This window comes from Paraburkholderia sp. CNPSo 3076 (genome assembly GCF_026343935.1).
Classification (GTDB): domain Bacteria; phylum Pseudomonadota; class Gammaproteobacteria; order Burkholderiales; family Burkholderiaceae; genus Paraburkholderia; species Paraburkholderia nodosa.
On record NZ_JAPMAL010000040.1, the window covers coordinates 1 to 15,720 of the forward strand.

At 66.6% G+C, this 15,720-nt stretch carries 15 protein-coding genes; 9 read left to right on the top strand and 6 right to left on the bottom strand.

Annotated features, from left to right (window positions below):
* Window positions 1–935 (top strand): electron transfer flavoprotein-ubiquinone oxidoreductase (locus tag M3A49_RS34850; protein ID WP_266232946.1); only part of this gene is annotated, 935 nt, incomplete at its 5' end.
* Window positions 936–1,031: 96 nt separating this feature from the next.
* Here M3A49_RS34850 and aroC read toward each other — a convergent pair.
* The 3 genes from aroC to M3A49_RS34865 form a co-directional block, all read right to left on the bottom strand.
* Window positions 1,032–2,132: a chorismate synthase gene (aroC, locus tag M3A49_RS34855; RefSeq protein WP_254356984.1), complete on the bottom strand. Its 1,101-nt coding sequence runs from the start codon at window positions 2,130–2,132 to the stop codon at window positions 1,032–1,034.
* Between the two features lie 80 nt (window positions 2,133–2,212).
* Entirely contained in the window at window positions 2,213–4,198 is a 1,986-nt protein-coding gene (locus M3A49_RS34860) for an MFS transporter (RefSeq protein WP_266232947.1), read from the bottom strand.
* A gap of 105 nt (window positions 4,199–4,303) precedes the next feature.
* Window positions 4,304–4,759: a CBS domain-containing protein gene (locus tag M3A49_RS34865; protein ID WP_158757482.1), complete on the bottom strand. Its 456-nt coding sequence runs from the start codon at window positions 4,757–4,759 to the stop codon at window positions 4,304–4,306.
* Between the two features lie 295 nt (window positions 4,760–5,054).
* Here M3A49_RS34865 and M3A49_RS34870 point away from each other — a divergent pair, with 295 nt between their 5' ends.
* The 3 genes from M3A49_RS34870 to M3A49_RS34880 all read left to right on the top strand — a co-directional run bounded on the left by M3A49_RS34870 (window position 5,055) and on the right by M3A49_RS34880 (window position 7,653).
* Window positions 5,055–6,401: an O-acetylhomoserine aminocarboxypropyltransferase gene (locus tag M3A49_RS34870; protein WP_266232987.1), complete on the top strand. Its 1,347-nt coding sequence runs from the start codon at window positions 5,055–5,057 to the stop codon at window positions 6,399–6,401.
* Window positions 6,398–7,237, top strand: a complete 840-nt coding sequence (locus tag M3A49_RS34875) for an alpha/beta fold hydrolase (RefSeq protein WP_266232948.1) — start codon at window positions 6,398–6,400, stop codon at window positions 7,235–7,237. The genes M3A49_RS34870 and M3A49_RS34875 overlap by 4 nt, the downstream gene beginning before the upstream one ends.
* A gap of 95 nt (window positions 7,238–7,332) precedes the next feature.
* A complete protein-coding gene (locus tag M3A49_RS34880) occupies window positions 7,333–7,653 on the top strand; it encodes an Mpo1-like protein (protein WP_266232949.1) in 321 nt (106 codons plus the stop codon).
* A 45-nt stretch (window positions 7,654–7,698) separates the two neighbouring features.
* Here M3A49_RS34880 and M3A49_RS34885 read toward each other — a convergent pair whose 3' ends face one another.
* Window positions 7,699–9,000 carry a YihY family inner membrane protein gene (locus tag M3A49_RS34885; RefSeq protein WP_266232950.1) on the bottom strand — a complete coding sequence of 434 codons (1,302 nt, stop codon included), beginning with the start codon at window positions 8,998–9,000 and terminating at the stop codon, window positions 7,699–7,701.
* A 218-nt stretch (window positions 9,001–9,218) separates the two neighbouring features.
* Between M3A49_RS34885 and wrbA the strand changes: the two genes are divergently transcribed.
* The 4 genes from wrbA (at window position 9,219) to M3A49_RS34905 (ending at window position 12,666) form a co-directional block, all read left to right on the top strand.
* Complete coding sequence (gene wrbA, locus M3A49_RS34890; RefSeq protein ID WP_254356980.1) at window positions 9,219–9,836, top strand: NAD(P)H:quinone oxidoreductase; 618 nt, start codon at window positions 9,219–9,221, stop codon at window positions 9,834–9,836.
* Window positions 9,837–9,904: 68 nt separating this feature from the next.
* Window positions 9,905–10,249 carry a DUF2069 domain-containing protein gene (locus M3A49_RS34895; protein ID WP_051481968.1) on the top strand — a complete coding sequence of 115 codons (345 nt, stop codon included), beginning with the start codon at window positions 9,905–9,907 and terminating at the stop codon, window positions 10,247–10,249.
* A 143-nt stretch (window positions 10,250–10,392) separates the two neighbouring features.
* Window positions 10,393–11,829: an FAD-binding oxidoreductase gene (locus M3A49_RS34900; RefSeq protein ID WP_266232951.1), complete on the top strand. Its 1,437-nt coding sequence runs from the start codon at window positions 10,393–10,395 to the stop codon at window positions 11,827–11,829.
* 30 nt (window positions 11,830–11,859) lie between these two features.
* Window positions 11,860–12,666, top strand: a complete 807-nt coding sequence (locus M3A49_RS34905) for a metallophosphoesterase (protein ID WP_266232988.1) — start codon at window positions 11,860–11,862, stop codon at window positions 12,664–12,666.
* Window positions 12,667–12,688: 22 nt separating this feature from the next.
* Here M3A49_RS34905 and M3A49_RS34910 read toward each other — a convergent pair whose 3' ends face one another.
* A complete protein-coding gene (locus M3A49_RS34910) occupies window positions 12,689–12,832 on the bottom strand; it encodes a hypothetical protein (protein ID WP_199272076.1) in 144 nt (47 codons plus the stop codon).
* Between the two features lie 161 nt (window positions 12,833–12,993).
* Complete coding sequence (locus tag M3A49_RS34915; protein ID WP_266232952.1) at window positions 12,994–13,932, bottom strand: LysR family transcriptional regulator; 939 nt, start codon at window positions 13,930–13,932, stop codon at window positions 12,994–12,996.
* A gap of 156 nt (window positions 13,933–14,088) precedes the next feature.
* Between M3A49_RS34915 and M3A49_RS34920 the strand changes: the two genes are divergently transcribed.
* Window positions 14,089–15,717: an efflux transporter outer membrane subunit gene (locus tag M3A49_RS34920; protein ID WP_266232953.1), complete on the top strand. Its 1,629-nt coding sequence runs from the start codon at window positions 14,089–14,091 to the stop codon at window positions 15,715–15,717.
* Window positions 15,718–15,720: the final 3 nt, after the last annotated feature.

Below are 15,720 nucleotides of genomic sequence, written 5' to 3' on the forward strand. Positions count from 1 at the left end.
GGCCGCTGGAAAGCGACACCTACGGCGGCTCATTCCTGTACCACATCGACCACAACCAGGTGATGGTGGGCTTTGTCGTGGGTCTGGCGTACCAGAACCCGTATCTCTCGCCGTTCGAGGAATTCCAGCGTTACAAGACGCATCCGGAAATCCGCAAGTACCTCGAAGGCGGCAAGCGCGTGTCGTACGGCGCGCGCGCGATCACGGCGGGCGGCCTGATGTCGCTGCCCAAGCTCGTGTTCCCGGGCGGCGCGCTCGTGGGCGACGACGCGGGCTTTTTGAACGCCTCGCGTATCAAGGGCAGCCACGCGGCGATCAAGACCGGCATGCTGGCCGCGGATGCGGCATTCGAAGCCGTGCAGGCAGGCCGCCAGAGCGATGAACTCGCGGCTTACCCGGAAGCGTTCAAGCAGTCGTGGCTTTACACGGAGCTGTACAGGGCGCGCAACTTCAAGCAGTGGATGAGCAAGGGTCTGTACCTGGGCACGCTGATGGTGGGCATCGAGCAGAAGCTGCTGGGCGGCAATGTGCCGTGGACGCTGCATCACCAGCATCGCGACCACGAGATGCTCAAGCCCGCTTCGCAGTGCAAGCCGATCGAGTATCCGAAGCCTGACGGCAAGCTCACGTTCGACCGGCTTTCCTCGGTGTTCATCTCGAACACGAACCACGAAGAGAACCAGCCTGCGCACCTGACGCTCAAGGACGCGAGCGTGCCCGTGAACGTGAACCTGCGCACCTACGCGGGCCCCGAAGCGCGCTTCTGCCCGGCCGCGGTGTACGAGTTCATGAAGAACGACGACGGCAGCGACCGCCTGCAGATCAACGCGCAGAACTGCGTGCACTGCAAGACCTGCGATATCAAGGACCCGACGCAGAACATCGTGTGGGTCACGCCCGAAGGTGGCGGCGGCCCGAACTATCCGAACATGTAAGTCAGGCAGGCGAAAAAAAGCCGCTTCAGGTGTGAGCCTGAAGCGGCTTTTTTGTTGCCCGCGCAACGCGTGCGGCTTACGCCGCACCGATCGACATCACTCGTCGCTGGCTGCGATCTTCGGCGTCGTCACGACGACGTCGGCATTCTGCGCGCGGTGGCGCAGCGCGTGATCGATCAGCACGAGCGCGAGCATGGCTTCGGCGATCGGTGTCGCGCGGATGCCCACGCACGGGTCGTGGCGGCCGAAGGTCTCGACCGTTGCGGGCTCGCCCGTCTTGTCGATCGAGCGCCGCGGCGTGCGGATGCTCGAGGTCGGCTTGATGGCGATTGAGACGGTGATGTCCTGCCCCGTCGAAATGCCGCCGAGCACGCCGCCAGCGTGGTTACCGTGGAATCCATTGGGCGTGAGTTCGTCGCCGTGCACCGAGCCGCGCTGTGCGACGCTCGCGAAGCCTGCGCCGATCTCCACACCCTTCACCGCGTTGATGCCCATCATGGCGTGCGCGATGTCGGCATCGAGCCGGTCGAACAGCGGCTCGCCCCAGCCCACCGGCACCCCGCTCGCCACCACGTTCACGCGCGCGCCGATCGAGTCGCCGTCCTTGCGCAACGCGTCCATGTAGTCCTCGAGCTGCGGCACGACGTCGGCGTTGGGCACGAAGAACGGGTTCTCGTGCACGTGCTCCCAGCTCACGAACGGCACGTCGATCTCGCCGAGCGCGCGCATGTAGCCGCGCACTTCCACGCCGAAGCGCTCGCGCAGCCACTTCTTCGCCACGGCGCCCGCCGCGACCGTGGGCGCCGTGAGGCGCGCCGACGAACGGCCGCCACCGCGATAGTCGCGAATGCCGTATTTCTGCCAGTAGGTGTAGTCGGCGTGACCGGGACGGAAGGTCTCGACGATGTTGCCGTAGTCCTTGCTGCGCTGGTCGGTATTGCGGATCAGGAGCGCGATGGGCGTGCCCGTGGTGCGCCCTTCGAACACGCCCGAGAGAATCTCGACCTTGTCCTCTTCCTGGCGCTGCGTCACGTGACGCGACGTGCCGGGGCGGCGGCGGTCCAGGTCGATCTGGATGTCGGCTTCGGTGAGCGCCATGCCGGGCGGGCAGCCGTCGATGACGCAGCCAATGGCCGGGCCGTGGGATTCGCCGAAGGTGGTGACGGTGAAAAGCGTACCGAGCGTGTTGCCGGACATGGCGGTCGTCCAAAGTGAATCGGGTAATCCAATATTATGCCAGCCCGCGCGCGGCGACGCCCGACCGGGCGGTTGGCCCGTCAGCGCCGCGCGCCGCGCAGTTCCGCCACCGTCTCCTGCAAGCGCGCCAGCGTGGCGTCCGCCGCCGCGATCGGCTCGCCCACCGCGAGCGTCAAACGGCTGGTCAGCCCGCGTCGCAGTGGCCGCTCCTGGCCGGACCCCGCAAAGCGCGAGAACGTACTGCCCCAGAGCCCGCGCAACGCCATCGGCACGACCGGCGCGGGCGAGCGCTTCAAGATTTCGCTCACGCCGTGGCGGAACGGGTTCATCTCTCCGCTGCGCGTGAGCTTGCCCTCGGGAAAAATGCAGACGAGGTCGCCCTCGGCCAGTGCGGCCGCGCACGCGTCGTAGGCAGCGGCGAGCGCGGCCGGGTCCTCGTGCGCTGGCGCAATCGGAATCGCCTTGGCGTGGTGGAACACCCAGCCGAAGAACGGCGAGCGGAAGATCTGCTGATCCATCACGAAGCGGATCGGCCGCGGGCTCTCGGCCATGATGACGATCGCATCGACATAGCTCACGTGATTGCAGACGAGCACTGCCGCGCCCTCGGCCGGTATGCGTTCGGTGTGCACGAGCCGCACGCGGTAGACCGTATGCACGAGCACCCACGCCACGAAGCGCAGCAGGAACTCGGGCACCAGCGTGTAGATATAGGCCGCCACGACGATATTGAGCAGCGCCGTGGTCAGAAAGATGCCGGGAATGCCGACGCCCGCGGACGTGAGCGCCATCGCCATGAGCGCCGAGACGATCATGAAGAGCGAATTGAGGATGTTGTTCGCGGCGATGATGCGCGCGCGGTGGCTGGGCGCGCTGCGGCTCTGGATCAACGCGTAGAGCGGCACGCTGTAGAAGCCGCCGAACATGGCGAGCAGGAACAGGTCGGCGAGCACGCGCCAGTGCGCGGCGGTGCGCAGGAATTCGCCTACCGAAAGCAGATGGGACGCGGCAGGCAACGCATGGCTTGCAAAGAAGAGATCGATGCCGAACACGCTCATGCCGATCGAGCCGAGCGGCACGAGGCCCACCTCGATGCGCCGCCGGGAGAGCCGCTCGCAGAGCAGCGAACCCGAGCCGATGCCGAGCGAAAACATCGCGAGCAACACGGTCACGACGTCGGGGTCGGCTGACATCACGTCCTTGGCGAAATTGAAGAACGAGGCGAGAAACGTCGCGCCCACGAACCAGAGCCACGAGATGCCGAGCAGGCTCAGAAACACGGTGCGGTTGCCATGCGCGAGACGCAGGTTGCGCCAGGTCTCGGAAACCGGATTCCAGTTGATGCGCAGGTCCGGTTGCGACGGCTCGCACGGCGGCACGAAAGCCGAAGCCACGCGCCCCACGAGCGCGATCGCGATGCACATGCCGCCGAGCCACCATGCGCCGAGTGGCGGCCCGACGTCCGCGTGCGCAGACGCGCCATCCATCGCCCCGATACTCGCCGCCACGCCCCCGGCGATCGTGCCGAGCAGAATCGCGACGAACGTGCCCATCTCGACGAGCCCGTTGCCGCCAACCAGTTCATCGGGCGCGAGGCGCTGCGGGAGGTACGCGTACTTGACCGGCCCGAACACGGTGGAATGCACGCCCATCAGGAAGGTGCACGCATACAGCAGCGGCGCGCTGTGCATCCAGAAGCCGGCCGCGCCGATCAGCATGACCGCGATCTCGAAGGTCTTGACCCAGCGCGTGAGCATCGCCTTGTCGTACTTGTCGGCGACCTGGCCCGAGGTCGCGGAAAACAGCACGAACGGCAAGATGAAAATGGCCGAGATGAGGAACGCGACTGTCTTCGGATCGACGCCCGAAAAGCGCGCGGCCTGATAGGTGACGAGCGAGGTGAAGCCGATCTTGAAGACGTTGTCGTTCATCGCCCCGAGGAACTGCGTCCAGAAAAACGGGGCGAAACGACGCTGGCGCAGCAGCGCGAACTGCGAAGGGTGGTCACCCTCATGGTGCACTTTGCGCTTGTCACGCTGCGCCGCGGGCATCGGTCTATCGTTCATCGAACAGGAATCGCACTGACGGAATTCATGGGGGCCCAGACGCGAAAAAGCGCGCCAGACGCGCGCTTTTTCATGCTGACCGACCAGGCGTTAGAGGGGCTACGCTCAGCGCGCCGGCTGACGCTCCTCTTCGGGCCAGTCGCGAATATAGGCCTTGAGCAGCTTGTTCTCGAAGCCCTGCGCTTCGACCACGGCCTTCGCCACGTCGTAGAACGAGATCACGCCCATGAGCGAGCGGCTTTCCATGACCGGCAGGTAGCGCACATGGTGCTCGAGCATCATGCGGCGCACTTCGTCGACCTCGGTTTCCGGCGTGCAGGTGATGGGATGATCGTCCATGACCTTGCGGATCGTCGTGGTGCCGACGCTGCCGCCGTTTGCGCGCAGCGTGAGGATGATCTCGCGGAACGTGAGCATGCCGACCAGATCGCCGTACTCCATGACGACGAGCGAGCCGATATCGTGCTCGGCCATGGTGTTGACTGCCTCGTGCAGCGCAGTGTCGGGCGTGACGGTGTAGAGCGTGTTGCCCTTCACCTTGAGGATGTCGCTGACACGCATGATGTGTCTCCAGGAATGCCGCTAGTAATGGGGGAAATGCTGAAAAGATGCCTACCTGATTCGATCCTAGCGGAAAGATTGTTAAAAGGAAAGCCGCGCGGCGGGCGCTCCACGGCGCACCGAAACGTCTGCCGAAAGCCGTGGCGAGGGGTTTTGCGGCACGAATCCGGCCACGCGGGACGCGCTCGATCAGGCCCGAAAAAGGCCCGGCCGGGCGTCCCCGCGCCCCGCCGCCGGTGTTACGATGCCCTTCACCCTCGACACCAGGCCGGTTCGCGCCGGCCGCGCCGCCACGATGTCATCGAATCCCGCGTCAAATCCCGATAGCCGCTTCGACACGCTCGCGCTGCATGCGGGCGCGGCGCCCGACCCCGCCACCGGCGCCCGCGCGACGCCGATCTACCTCACCACCTCGTTCTCGTTCCGCGACACCGACCACGCCGCCGCGCTCTTCAACATGGAGCGCGCGGGCCACGTGTACTCGCGCATCTCGAACCCGACCGTCGCCGTGTTCGAAGAGCGCGTGGCTGCGCTCGAAGGCGGCGCGGGGGCGATCGGCACTGCGAGCGGCCAGGCGGCGCTGCATCTCGCGATCGCGACGCTGATGGGCGCGGGCTCGCACATCGTCGCCTCGGCGGCGCTCTATGGCGGCTCGCACAACCTGCTGCACTACACGCTCAAGCGCTTCGGCATCGAAACGACCTTCGTGAAGCCCGGCGACCTGGACGCCTGGCGCGCGGCGCTGCGGCCCAACACGCGCCTGCTGTTCGGCGAAACCCTCGGCAACCCGGGCCTCGACGTGCTCGACATCGAAGCTGTCGCCCAAATCGCCCACGGACATGGCGTGCCGCTCCTCGTCGATTCGACGTTCACCACGCCTTACCTGCTGCGCCCTTTCGAGCATGGCGCGGATCTCGTCTATCACTCGGCCACCAAGTTCCTCGGCGGCCATGGCACGACGATCGGCGGCGTGCTGGTCGATGGCGGCACCTTCGACTTCGAAGCGTCGGGCCGCTTTCCCGAACTCACCGAGCCCTATGCGGGCTTTCACGACATGGTGTTCAGCGAGGAAAGCACGGTCGCTCCCTTCCTGCTGCGCGCGCGCCGCGAGGGCCTGCGCGACTTCGGCGCGTGCCTGCATCCGCAGGCCGCGTGGCAACTGCTGCAAGGCATCGAAACGCTGCCGCTGCGCATGGAGCGGCATGTGGCGAACGCGCGGCGTATCGTCGAATATCTCGCCGCGCACGAGGCGGTCGAATCGGTCGCGTGGCCGGAGTTGCCGAGCCATCCCGATTACGGGCTTGCGAAGCGTCTGCTGCCGCGCGGCGCGGGCGCCGTGTTCAGCTTCAACCTGCGCGGCGGCCGCGCGGCAGGCAAGCGCTTCATCGAATCGCTCACGCTGTTCTCGCATCTGGCCAACGTCGGCGACGCGCGCTCGCTGGTCATCCACCCCGCCTCGACTACGCATTTCCGCATGGACGCCGCCGCGCTTGCCGCCGCCGGCATTGCGGAGGGCACGATCCGGCTCTCGATCGGGCTCGAAGACCCCGCCGATCTGGTCGACGACCTCAAGCGCGCGCTGAAGGCGTCGCAAAAAACGGGAGCGTCGATTGCCAGGCCCACCGGCAAGGAGGCGTCATGATCGTCGATGTCGCCGGCAAGCCGGTCTATGCCTACACGGCCTCGCGCGCGATCGACCGCGCTCTGCCGTTCGCGGTGTTCGTCCACGGCGCGCAGCACGACCACAGCGTCTGGGCGCTGCAATCGCGCTATTTCGCCAACCACGGCTTCAACGCGCTGGCCGTCGATCTGCCCGGCCACCTGCGCAGCACGGGCCCCGCGCTCACGAGCATCGGCGCGCTCGCCGACTGGCTCGCCGCGCTGCTCGACACGCTGAACGCCCCGCAGGCCTTCGTCGCCGGCCACAGCATGGGCTCGCTCGTCGCGCTCGAATTCGCCGCGCGCCATCCGGAGCGCGCGCAGCGCATCGCCCTGCTCGCCACCGCATTCCCGATGACGGTCGCGCCAACCCTGCTCGAAGCCGCGCGCGACCGCGAGCCGGAGGCGATCGCGCTCGTCAACGCGTGGTCGCACTCGACGCTCGCCGCCAAGCCGTCGAGCCCCGGGCCGGGCTTCTGGCTGCGCGGCATGAACCAGCGGCTCATGGAGCACGTCGCCGCGCGCGGCGAGCCGCAGCTTTTCCATACCGATTTCGCGGCGTGCAACGCTTATGCGGACGGCCTCATCAGCGCCGCGAAAGTCCGCTGCCCGGTGCGACTGATTGTCGGCAAACGCGACGCGATGACGCCCCCGCGCGCAGCGCGCGCCCTCGCCGAGGCCTTTGCGCAAGCGGGCACGCCCGTGGACACGGTCACGCTGGAGGCGGGCCACGCGTTGATGACCGAGCAGCCGGATGCGACGCTCGACGCGCTCTATGCTTTTGCAACGCAGCAAACGCCGCGTGTGGGCAACGGCTGACGGTTCACGCCAGCCCTGGTTGCACGGTCGTTCGGAACGCCGGAAAATGGCTGAATCAACCATCCCCTGCGTGCCCACGCAGAAAGGAGGAGGCGATGCAACCCACCACGCATACCGAGCATTTTTCGAGCTTCGCGCAGTTCTATCCGTTCTACCTGAGCGAGCACAGCAATATCATGTCGCGGCGGCTGCATTTCATCGGCTCGCTTGGCGTGATCGGCTTCGTCTGCATGGCGATCGCCACCGGCAACTGGCTCTGGCTGCCGCTTGCCATCGTGTGCGGTTACGGCTTCGCGTGGATCGGACATTTCAAGTTCGAGAAGAACCGCCCGGCCACCTTCCGCCACCCGATCTACAGCCTGATGGGCGACTGGGTCATGTTCGCGGATATCTGCCGCGGCAAGATTTCCCTCTGATCGAATCCGATGCGACGGCGCGCCTCTCATGGGCGCGCCGCATCGTCACGCCGCCGGATGCGGGAGCACCGGCGGATGTTCCTCCGTGAGCGCCGGGAAGCGTCGCGTCGCGAGCAGCGACGCGAGTGAAATCGAGAGCTTGTCGTTGTCGAGCGCACCCAGCAGCAGGTGCGCGTCGATACTGCTCGACTTGAGCTGATATGACAGTTCCTTGCGATCGATCGCGAAGCGGTCGAAGATGCGCGTCACCGAAATCCGCGCGGGATTGCCGATCAGCAGGAACAGCGTTTTCGCGCGCTCCTCCTGCTCGAGACGCCCCACGAGTTCATCCTCTTCGAGGCCGTCGATCAGGCGCGTTACCGTGGCCAGGTCGCGCCGCAGCAGCTGCGCGAGTTGTTCGGTCGTGCGGCCCGGCTCGCCCGCCTCTCGCGCATCGGCGAGACCCGCGAGCAGTTCGAGCGCGTCGAGCAAATCGCTGCCCGGAAAGCGCGGCCGGTCGAAGCGCCCGGTGCGGATTTCGGGCAGCGCCGAGGTGATCATCGCGCCCACGAGCGTGATGAACCAGCTCAGGTACATCCAGAGGAGGAACATCGGCGCGGCCGCGAAGGCGCCATAAACCGCCGTGTAGGTCGGAATGCGCCGCACGTAGTAGCCAAAGCCGCGCTTGGCCGCCTCGAAGGCGATCGCCGCGGCAATGCCGCCCACCAGGGCGTCGCGCCACTGCACGCGGCAGTTCGGCAGATACACATAGAGCATCGTGAACGCGAGCGCCGTAAGCGGCAGCGAGGCGCCGAACAGCATCCAGTCGAGGAGGCCCGAAACGTGCTGCTCGGTCGCGATCACGGCCGAACGCGTGAACACATACGAGGAGATCGACAGGCTCACGCCGATCAGGATCGGCCCGAGCGTGAGGATGGCCCAGTAGACGAGCACGCGCTGCGCGAACGGGCGCGCCTTGCGCACGCGCCAGATCAGGTTGAAGGCCGACTCCACGGTCATCATCGTCATGACCGACGTGACGAAGAGCACGATCATGCCCATCGTCGTGAGACCCTTGGCCTTCGAGGCGAACTCATTCAGGTACTTGAAGATCTGGCTGTTGATCTGCGCCGGCATGAGGTGGTCGGCGAGAAAGGCCTGCAGCGAGTTCTGGAACGAGGCGAAGATCGGGAACGCGGTGAAGAGCGCAAATGCGACCGTGGCGAGCGGCACGAGCGAGAGCAGCGTGGTGAACGTGAGGCTGCCCGCGACCTGCGGAATGCGATCTTCGCGACTGCGCCGCACCGCGAAACGCGCGAGGCGCTTCACGATGTCCAGATCGATCTTCACTGTCGACAGCACATCCATTGGCCCGCTTTCCTCGCCACCGTGATCACTTTGATTGCCGCGCTTTCTTGACGCCGCTTCTTCCTGCCGCGATTGACGCCGCGTTTTGCCGCAGATTCCGCGCGCACGCAGTGTACCTATTTGCGCATGCTTTGCACGTGACGCGCGCCTCGCTCGCCGCTGCGCCGCTGCGGCGGCAGACCCAACCCCTATAATATCCCGTCCACCGACGAGGCCCGATGAAACCGATTCTTGTGCTCTATTACAGCCGGCATGGCGCAACGCGCGAACTCGCGCGCGCCGTCGCCCAGGGTATCGACAGTGTTCCCGGCGCCGAAGCGCGCGTACGCACGGTGCCGCCCGTCTCGACGGTCTGCGAGGCCACCGCGCCCGACATCCCCTCCGACGGCCCGCCCTACGTCGAGCTGCGCGACCTCGAAGAATGCGCGGGTCTCGCGCTCGGCTCGCCCACACGCTTCGGCAACATGGCCGCGCCGCTCAAGTACTTTCTCGACGGCACCACGCCGCAGTGGCTTTCGGGTGCGCTCGCGGGCAAGCCCGCTTGCGTGTTCACGTCGACAGGCAGCCTGCACGGCGGCCAGGAAAGCACGCTGCTCTCGATGATGCTGCCGCTGCTCCATCACGGCATGCTGCTCGTGGGCATCCCCTACACGGAAAGCGCGCTCACGACCACGCAGGGCGGCGGCACGCCCTACGGCGCCTCGCATCACGCGCGCCAGGACGCGCGCGGCCACGGTTTGAGCGCCGACGAAAAGATGCTCGCGAGCGCGCTGGGCGTGCGGCTTGCGCGCGCGGCGCTCGCGCTCGCGACCACCGGGGAGGGCCAGCGGCTGTGAACACCCGTGTGGACGGCGTCACTGAGCCCATCGCCCAGCGTCGCGGCGCCGCGCTCGGCGCCTTTGCGATGCTCGCTGCGCTCACGCTGCTGTGCATCGCGTGGGAATGGCGGCTCGCACCGCTGCGCCCCGGCGGCAGCGCGCTCGTGCTCAAGGCCGTGCCGCTCGCCATCGCCCTGCCTGGCGTGCTGCGACGCAGGCTTTACACGCTGCAATGGGCGGCAATGCTCGTTCTGCTCTACTTCGCGGAAGGCATCGTGCGCGGCATGACCGATCCCGCGCCCGGCAACCGGCTAGGCTGGGTGGAAGTCGCGCTGGCTCTAGGCTTCTTCGCATGTGCGCTTGCCTATGTCGCGCCGTACAAGCGCGCCGCGAAACGTGCCGCAAAGCCCGCGAAGCGCGAGTCGGCCTAAGCGACTCCTTCCACGCCGCAACCGCCTTGTTCGCGAGCACTGCGTGAAGGCTATCGCCGTGTCAAACTAACCGTTTGAGCCTCGCGATTTCACGACAATCGCGCCGCGAGCAGCCCAGCCCAGGCGCGAATTTTCGAGACACCATGACCGACTCCACCCCGACCGCCTGCCAAGCCTTTCTCGACGCCTGTGTCGCCGCCATCGGCGTGCCGTACGTGCTGACCGACGCGCACGACACCGCGCCCTACCTCGCCGACTGGCGCCGTCGCTACCAGGGCGCGGCCTTCGCCGTGCTCTGCCCGGCCAATGCGCAGGAAGTCGCCGCTGTCGTGAAGCTCGCGCACGAGCATCGCGTGGCACTCGTGCCGCAAGGCGGCAACACGGGCCTCGCGGGCGGCGCGACGCCGGACGTGAGCGGCAACCAGGCGGTGCTGAGCCTGCGCCGCCTGAACCGCGTGCGCGAAATCGATCCACACAACAACACGATCACCGTCGAAGCCGGCGTAATCCTCGCGGAAGTGCAGGCGCGCGCAAAGGATGCGGGCCGACTGTTCCCGCTTTCGCTCGCGGCCGAAGGCAGCTGCACGATCGGCGGCAATCTCTCGACCAACGCGGGGGGCACCGGCGTGCTGCGCTACGGCAACACGCGCGAGTTGTGTCTCGGTCTCGAAGTCGTGACGCCGCAAGGCGAGATCTGGGACGGTCTGCGCGGGCTGCGCAAGGACAACACCGGCTACGATCTGCGCGACCTCTTCATTGGCGCGGAAGGCACGCTCGGCATCATCACCACCGCGGTGATGAAGCTGCATCCGCTGCCGGCCGCGCGCGTCACCGCGCTCGCCGCGCTCGGCTCGGCACATGCGGCGCTCGACTTCCTCGCGCTCGCACAGCGCTACGCCGGGCCGCTGCTCACAGGCTTCGAGCTGATGTCGGACTTCTGCATGGCGCTCGTCGGCCGTCACTTCCCGCAACTGCGCTATCCGTTCGCGGAGCATCACGCGCAGGTGGTGCTGCTCGAACTGTCGGACAACGAAAGCGAAGAACACGCGCGCGCGCTCTTCGAGCGGCTCATGGAAGAAGCGCTCGAACAAGGTCTCGTGGAAGACGCCGTGGTCGCGGAAAGCCTCGCGCAGTCGCAGGCGTTCTGGAATATCCGCGAGCACATTCCGCTCGCGCAGGCGCAGGAAGGGTTGAACATCAAGCACGATATCGGCGTGCCGATCTCGCGCATCGGCCATTTCATCGAGGAAACCGACGCCGGAATCGCCCGCGCGGTGCCCGGAGCGCGCATGGTCACCTTCGGCCATCTCGGCGACGGCAATCTGCACTACAACGTGCAGGCGCCCGAAGGCGGCGACCCGAAGCGCTTCCTCGCCGAAAACGAGAAGACGCTGAACCGCATCGTCTACGACAGCGTGGATCGCCATCGCGGCACGATCAGCGCGGAACACGGCCTCGGGCAGTTGAAGATCGACGAGAACATGCACTACAAGAGCGAGGTCGAACTCGCGCTGATGCGCGCGATCAAGACCGCGCTCGATCCGCTGAACCTGATGAATCCGGGGAAAGTGCTGCGCTGAACGCGCGGGACGCAAGGAGCCGACATCGTGTTGAAGATCCGCGTGCTGTCCGACCTGCATCTGGAAAACGACGAGCCCGACACGATCCCGCATGCACAGGCCGATCTCGTCGTGCTCGCGGGCGACATCCACAATCATGGGCTAGGGCTGCGCTGGGCGGCGGAAACGTTCGATCCGCAGGTGCCGGTGGTGTACGTGCCCGGCAATCACGAGTACTACGACGGCGATCTCGGCGCGCTGGAAACGGCGATGCGCGACGCCGCCTCCACGCTCGACAACGTGCACTTCCTCAACGACGGCGTATACGTCGATCCGGCGGGCCACTTTCGCGTGCTCGGCACGACGCTATGGGCCGACTTCGCACTCTTCGGCGCCGATGATGCCGCGCGTGAGGCCGCCATTACGGCTGCGATGCGCGTGATGCTGGACTTTCGCGGATTGATCCAGGTGTCCTGGCCGGATAGCCCGCAAGCGCTCGCGCGCGACTTCACGCCGGCCGACTCGCTCGCGCTCCATGCGCGTTCGCGCGCGTGGCTCGAAGCGGAACTGGCGAAGCCCTTCGCGGGCGAGACGATCGTCGTCACACACCACGCGCCGCACAGGCAGAGCCTCGCGCCGCGCTACGCGGAAGATCGGGTGTCGGCGGGATTCGTGAGCGATCTCGACGCGCTGGTGCGCGCGCCAGTCGCGCTATGGATACATGGCCACACGCATACGTGCTTCGACTACACGGTCAACGGCACGCGCGTGGTCTGCAATCCGCGCGGCTATCGTGACCGCCGCACGGGGCAGCCGGAGAATCCGGCCTTTGCGTGGGACAAGGTGGTGGAAGTCTAGCGAGGCGAACGCGCCCGCAGCCTTAGTGCATGCGTGCGTCGTCGCGGCGCACGCGCAGCGTCACAGGCTGAAGCTGCGCGCGGCGCATGCGCAGCAGATCGCGCGATGCCGCGATGCCGATCAGGCCCATCATCACGGCGATGCCGATCATCAGATGCGTATCCATTCGAGTTCCCGGTGTTGGCAAAAAGAGGTTGCGTGAAACAGTCCCGCTACCTTACCAAGCCGCCGCGCCGCCGGGCGTAAGGAAGTGTTGCCATCTGCGCAAGCTGTAACAGACCGTCACAGCCCGCGCGCGCCCTTTGATCGGGCGCAAGCGCCGCCGCCTCAGGTGCGCGCGAACTGCCGCAGTTCGTTCTGATCCCGCGCGAGCGTCGAAGGCATGCTCTCGCGCAGCAGCTCGACCCATGTGCGGATCTTCGCGTCGAGATACTGACGCGACGGGTACACCGCAAAGACATTCATCTCCTGCGACTTGTACTCCGGCAGGATCCATTGCAGCGCGCCGCTGCGCAGACCGCTGATCGCCGAATAGATCGGCAACAGGCCCACGCCCATGCCCTCGCGCACGGCCACCGCCATCGCCTCCGCCACGTTCACCTGGAAGGTCGCCGGGCCGAGATCGACCGCGGTCTCGCCTTCGGGGCCCGTGAACTGCCACTGCGCGGTCGGGAACACGGGCGTCACCATCTGCAGGCAGGTGTGGTTCGCGAGATCGGCGGGCTTTTGCGGCACGCCGCGCTTTTCCAGATACGCCGGCGAGGCAACCGCGATGCTGAACGCGCTCGTGAGCCGCTGCGACACGAAACCGGAATCCGGCAGATCGGTTGCGACCACGAGGGCCACGTCGTAGCCCTCGTCGAGCAAATCCGGCATGCGCTGCGCGAGTGTGAGTTCCACGTGCACGTCCGGATAGAGTTGCTGATACTGCCCCACCGCCGGCACCACGTAGTGCTGGCCGAAGCTCGTCATCGCATGGACCTTGAGCTTGCCCGAAGGGCGCGCATGCGCGTCGCCGGCTTCCGCTTCGGCCTGATCGACGTAAGCCAGGATCTGCTCGCAGCGCTGCAGGTAGCGCTCGCCCGCCTCGGTGAGCGCGATGCGGCGCGTCGTGCGGTTCAAGAGGCGCGTGCGCAGATGCGCCTCCAGATCGGAAACCGCGCGCGACGCGTAAGCCGTGGTCGTGTTCAGGTATTGCGCCGCGCCCGTGAAGCTGCCCGCCTCCACCACCCGGACGAATACACGCATGTTTTGAAGCGTATCCATACCAATCCTCTTTCTGACACACGAATTGTTTCATATTTCGCAAGATCGATTGTCTCACGTTTCGTAAAAATGCCTTGCATCCTTACCGGTTATTCATCAATCGCGCAAAAAATATAATGACGCACAGTGATTCATAGCCAAGATAAGGAGTAAATCGTGCAGTCTCCGGTACCGAAAGGACTAGCCGCACTCACGGTTCTTACGTTCTCGTTGATAATCGCGGGCTGCGCCAGTACCGGGGGCATCGCACCGCAAGCGAAACAGGCCGAAGCCGCGCAACTCGACGCCGGCTCGGCGATCCGCGCGGCCAATACCGACGCCGGCTGGCCCGCCAGCGACTGGTGGCGCGGCTATAACGACCCTCAACTGAACGCCTGGATCGAAGCCTCCGTGGCCGGCAACCCCTCGCTTGCCGCCGCCCAGGCGCGCGTGCGCGAAGCGCGCTCGATGGTGGGCGTGGCCCAGGCGGGGCTCCTGCCGCAAATCAACGGCAGCATGTCCATCCAGCGCCAGCAATGGTCCGACAACGTCTACTACGGGCCGGGACCGCTCGCGGGCGCGAACACGTGGAACAACACGGCTACGCTCGGCCTGTCGTATCACCTCGACCTCTGGGGCCAGGACAAGAACAACGCCGAGCGCGCGCTCGACGTGGCCCACGCCAGCGCCGCCGACGCGCGCGCGGCGCAGCTCGAACTCGAAGTCAATGTCACGCGCACCTACATCGAGATGTCGATGAACTACGCGTTGCTCGACATTGCGAAGCAAACGCTCGGCCAGCAGCAGCGCATTCTCGCGCTCGCGCAAAAGCGCCTCGCGGGCGGCATCGGCACCCAGCTCGAAGTGAGCCAGGCGCAAACGCCGCTGCCCGAGTACGAACGCCAGATCGACGCGCTCGAAGAATCCATCGCGCTCGGCAAGAACCAGCTCGCGGCGCTCGCGGGCAAGGGCCCGGGCGCCGGTGAGTCGATCGAGCGCCCTGCGCTCTCGCTCGCCGCGCCCGCGGGCCTGCCCTCGGCATTGCCCGCCCAGTTGATCGGCTATCGCCCCGACGTAGTCGCGGCGCGCTGGCTCGTCGCCGCGCAGGCGCGCGGCATCGACGTCGCGAAGGCCGACTTCTATCCGAACGTGAACCTGCTCGTCTCGATGGGCGGCTACGCGGCGGCCGGCCCGCTGTTCCAGTTCCTCAAGTCGATGAGCGGCAGCTATGCGGCGGGCCCCGCGTTCTCGCTGCCGATTTTCGACGGCGGACGCCTGCGCGCGCAACTCGGCGCGCAGTCCGCCGCGTACGACATCGCTGTCGATCAGTACAACCAGACGATCGTCACCGCGCTCAAGGAAATCGCCGATCAAGTGGTGCGGATGCGCTCGCTCGCGACCCAGGAAGACGACGCGCACCGCTCGGTCGCCGCCGCGCAGCGCAATTACGATCTCGCGCAGGAAGGCTTCCGCCGCGGCCTGACCGACTATGTGAACGTGCTGATTGCGCAAACGCAGTTGCTGCGCGCGCAGGAAGGCGTCGCGCACATCCAGGCCGAGCGGCTGGCCGCGCACGCCACGCTCGTCGCGGCGCTCGGCGGCGGTATGATCGACGCCTCGAGCGATGCCGCAGCGAAAGGCCCGACCGAAGCCGAGCAACTCCCCGCGCACGGCAAAAAGACGCGCGACGTGCCGCTCATGCCCGCGGCGCTGCTCGCGCCGCGCGGCTCGCACGCTTCGTCCGGACCCGACGCCGCCGATGCAAGCGCGTCCGGCAACGCCAGCGCAACCGGCGCGGCGCACTGAGGC

Bases quoted from the DNA above. Each gene is read 5' to 3' on its own strand.
- M3A49_RS34900 (WP_266232951.1), top strand. From the start codon at position 10,393: ATGACCGACTCCACCCCGACCGCCTGCCAAGCCTTTCTCGACGCCTGT.
- M3A49_RS34885 (WP_266232950.1), bottom strand. From the start codon at position 9,000: ATGGATGTGCTGTCGACAGTGAAGATCGATCTGGACATCGTGAAGCGC.
- M3A49_RS34875 (WP_266232948.1), top strand. From the start codon at position 6,398: ATGATCGTCGATGTCGCCGGCAAGCCGGTCTATGCCTACACGGCCTCG.
- M3A49_RS34870 (WP_266232987.1), top strand. From the start codon at position 5,055: ATGTCATCGAATCCCGCGTCAAATCCCGATAGCCGCTTCGACACGCTC.
- M3A49_RS34895 (WP_051481968.1), top strand. From the start codon at position 9,905: ATGCTCGCTGCGCTCACGCTGCTGTGCATCGCGTGGGAATGGCGGCTC.
- M3A49_RS34910 (WP_199272076.1), bottom strand. From the start codon at position 12,832: ATGGATACGCATCTGATGATCGGCATCGCCGTGATGATGGGCCTGATC.
- wrbA (WP_254356980.1), top strand. From the start codon at position 9,219: ATGAAACCGATTCTTGTGCTCTATTACAGCCGGCATGGCGCAACGCGC.
- M3A49_RS34915 (WP_266232952.1), bottom strand. From the start codon at position 13,932: ATGGATACGCTTCAAAACATGCGTGTATTCGTCCGGGTGGTGGAGGCG.
- M3A49_RS34865 (WP_158757482.1), bottom strand. From the start codon at position 4,759: ATGCGTGTCAGCGACATCCTCAAGGTGAAGGGCAACACGCTCTACACC.
- M3A49_RS34880 (WP_266232949.1), top strand. From the start codon at position 7,333: ATGCAACCCACCACGCATACCGAGCATTTTTCGAGCTTCGCGCAGTTC.
- aroC (WP_254356984.1), bottom strand. From the start codon at position 2,132: ATGTCCGGCAACACGCTCGGTACGCTTTTCACCGTCACCACCTTCGGC.
- M3A49_RS34860 (WP_266232947.1), bottom strand. From the start codon at position 4,198: ATGAACGATAGACCGATGCCCGCGGCGCAGCGTGACAAGCGCAAAGTG.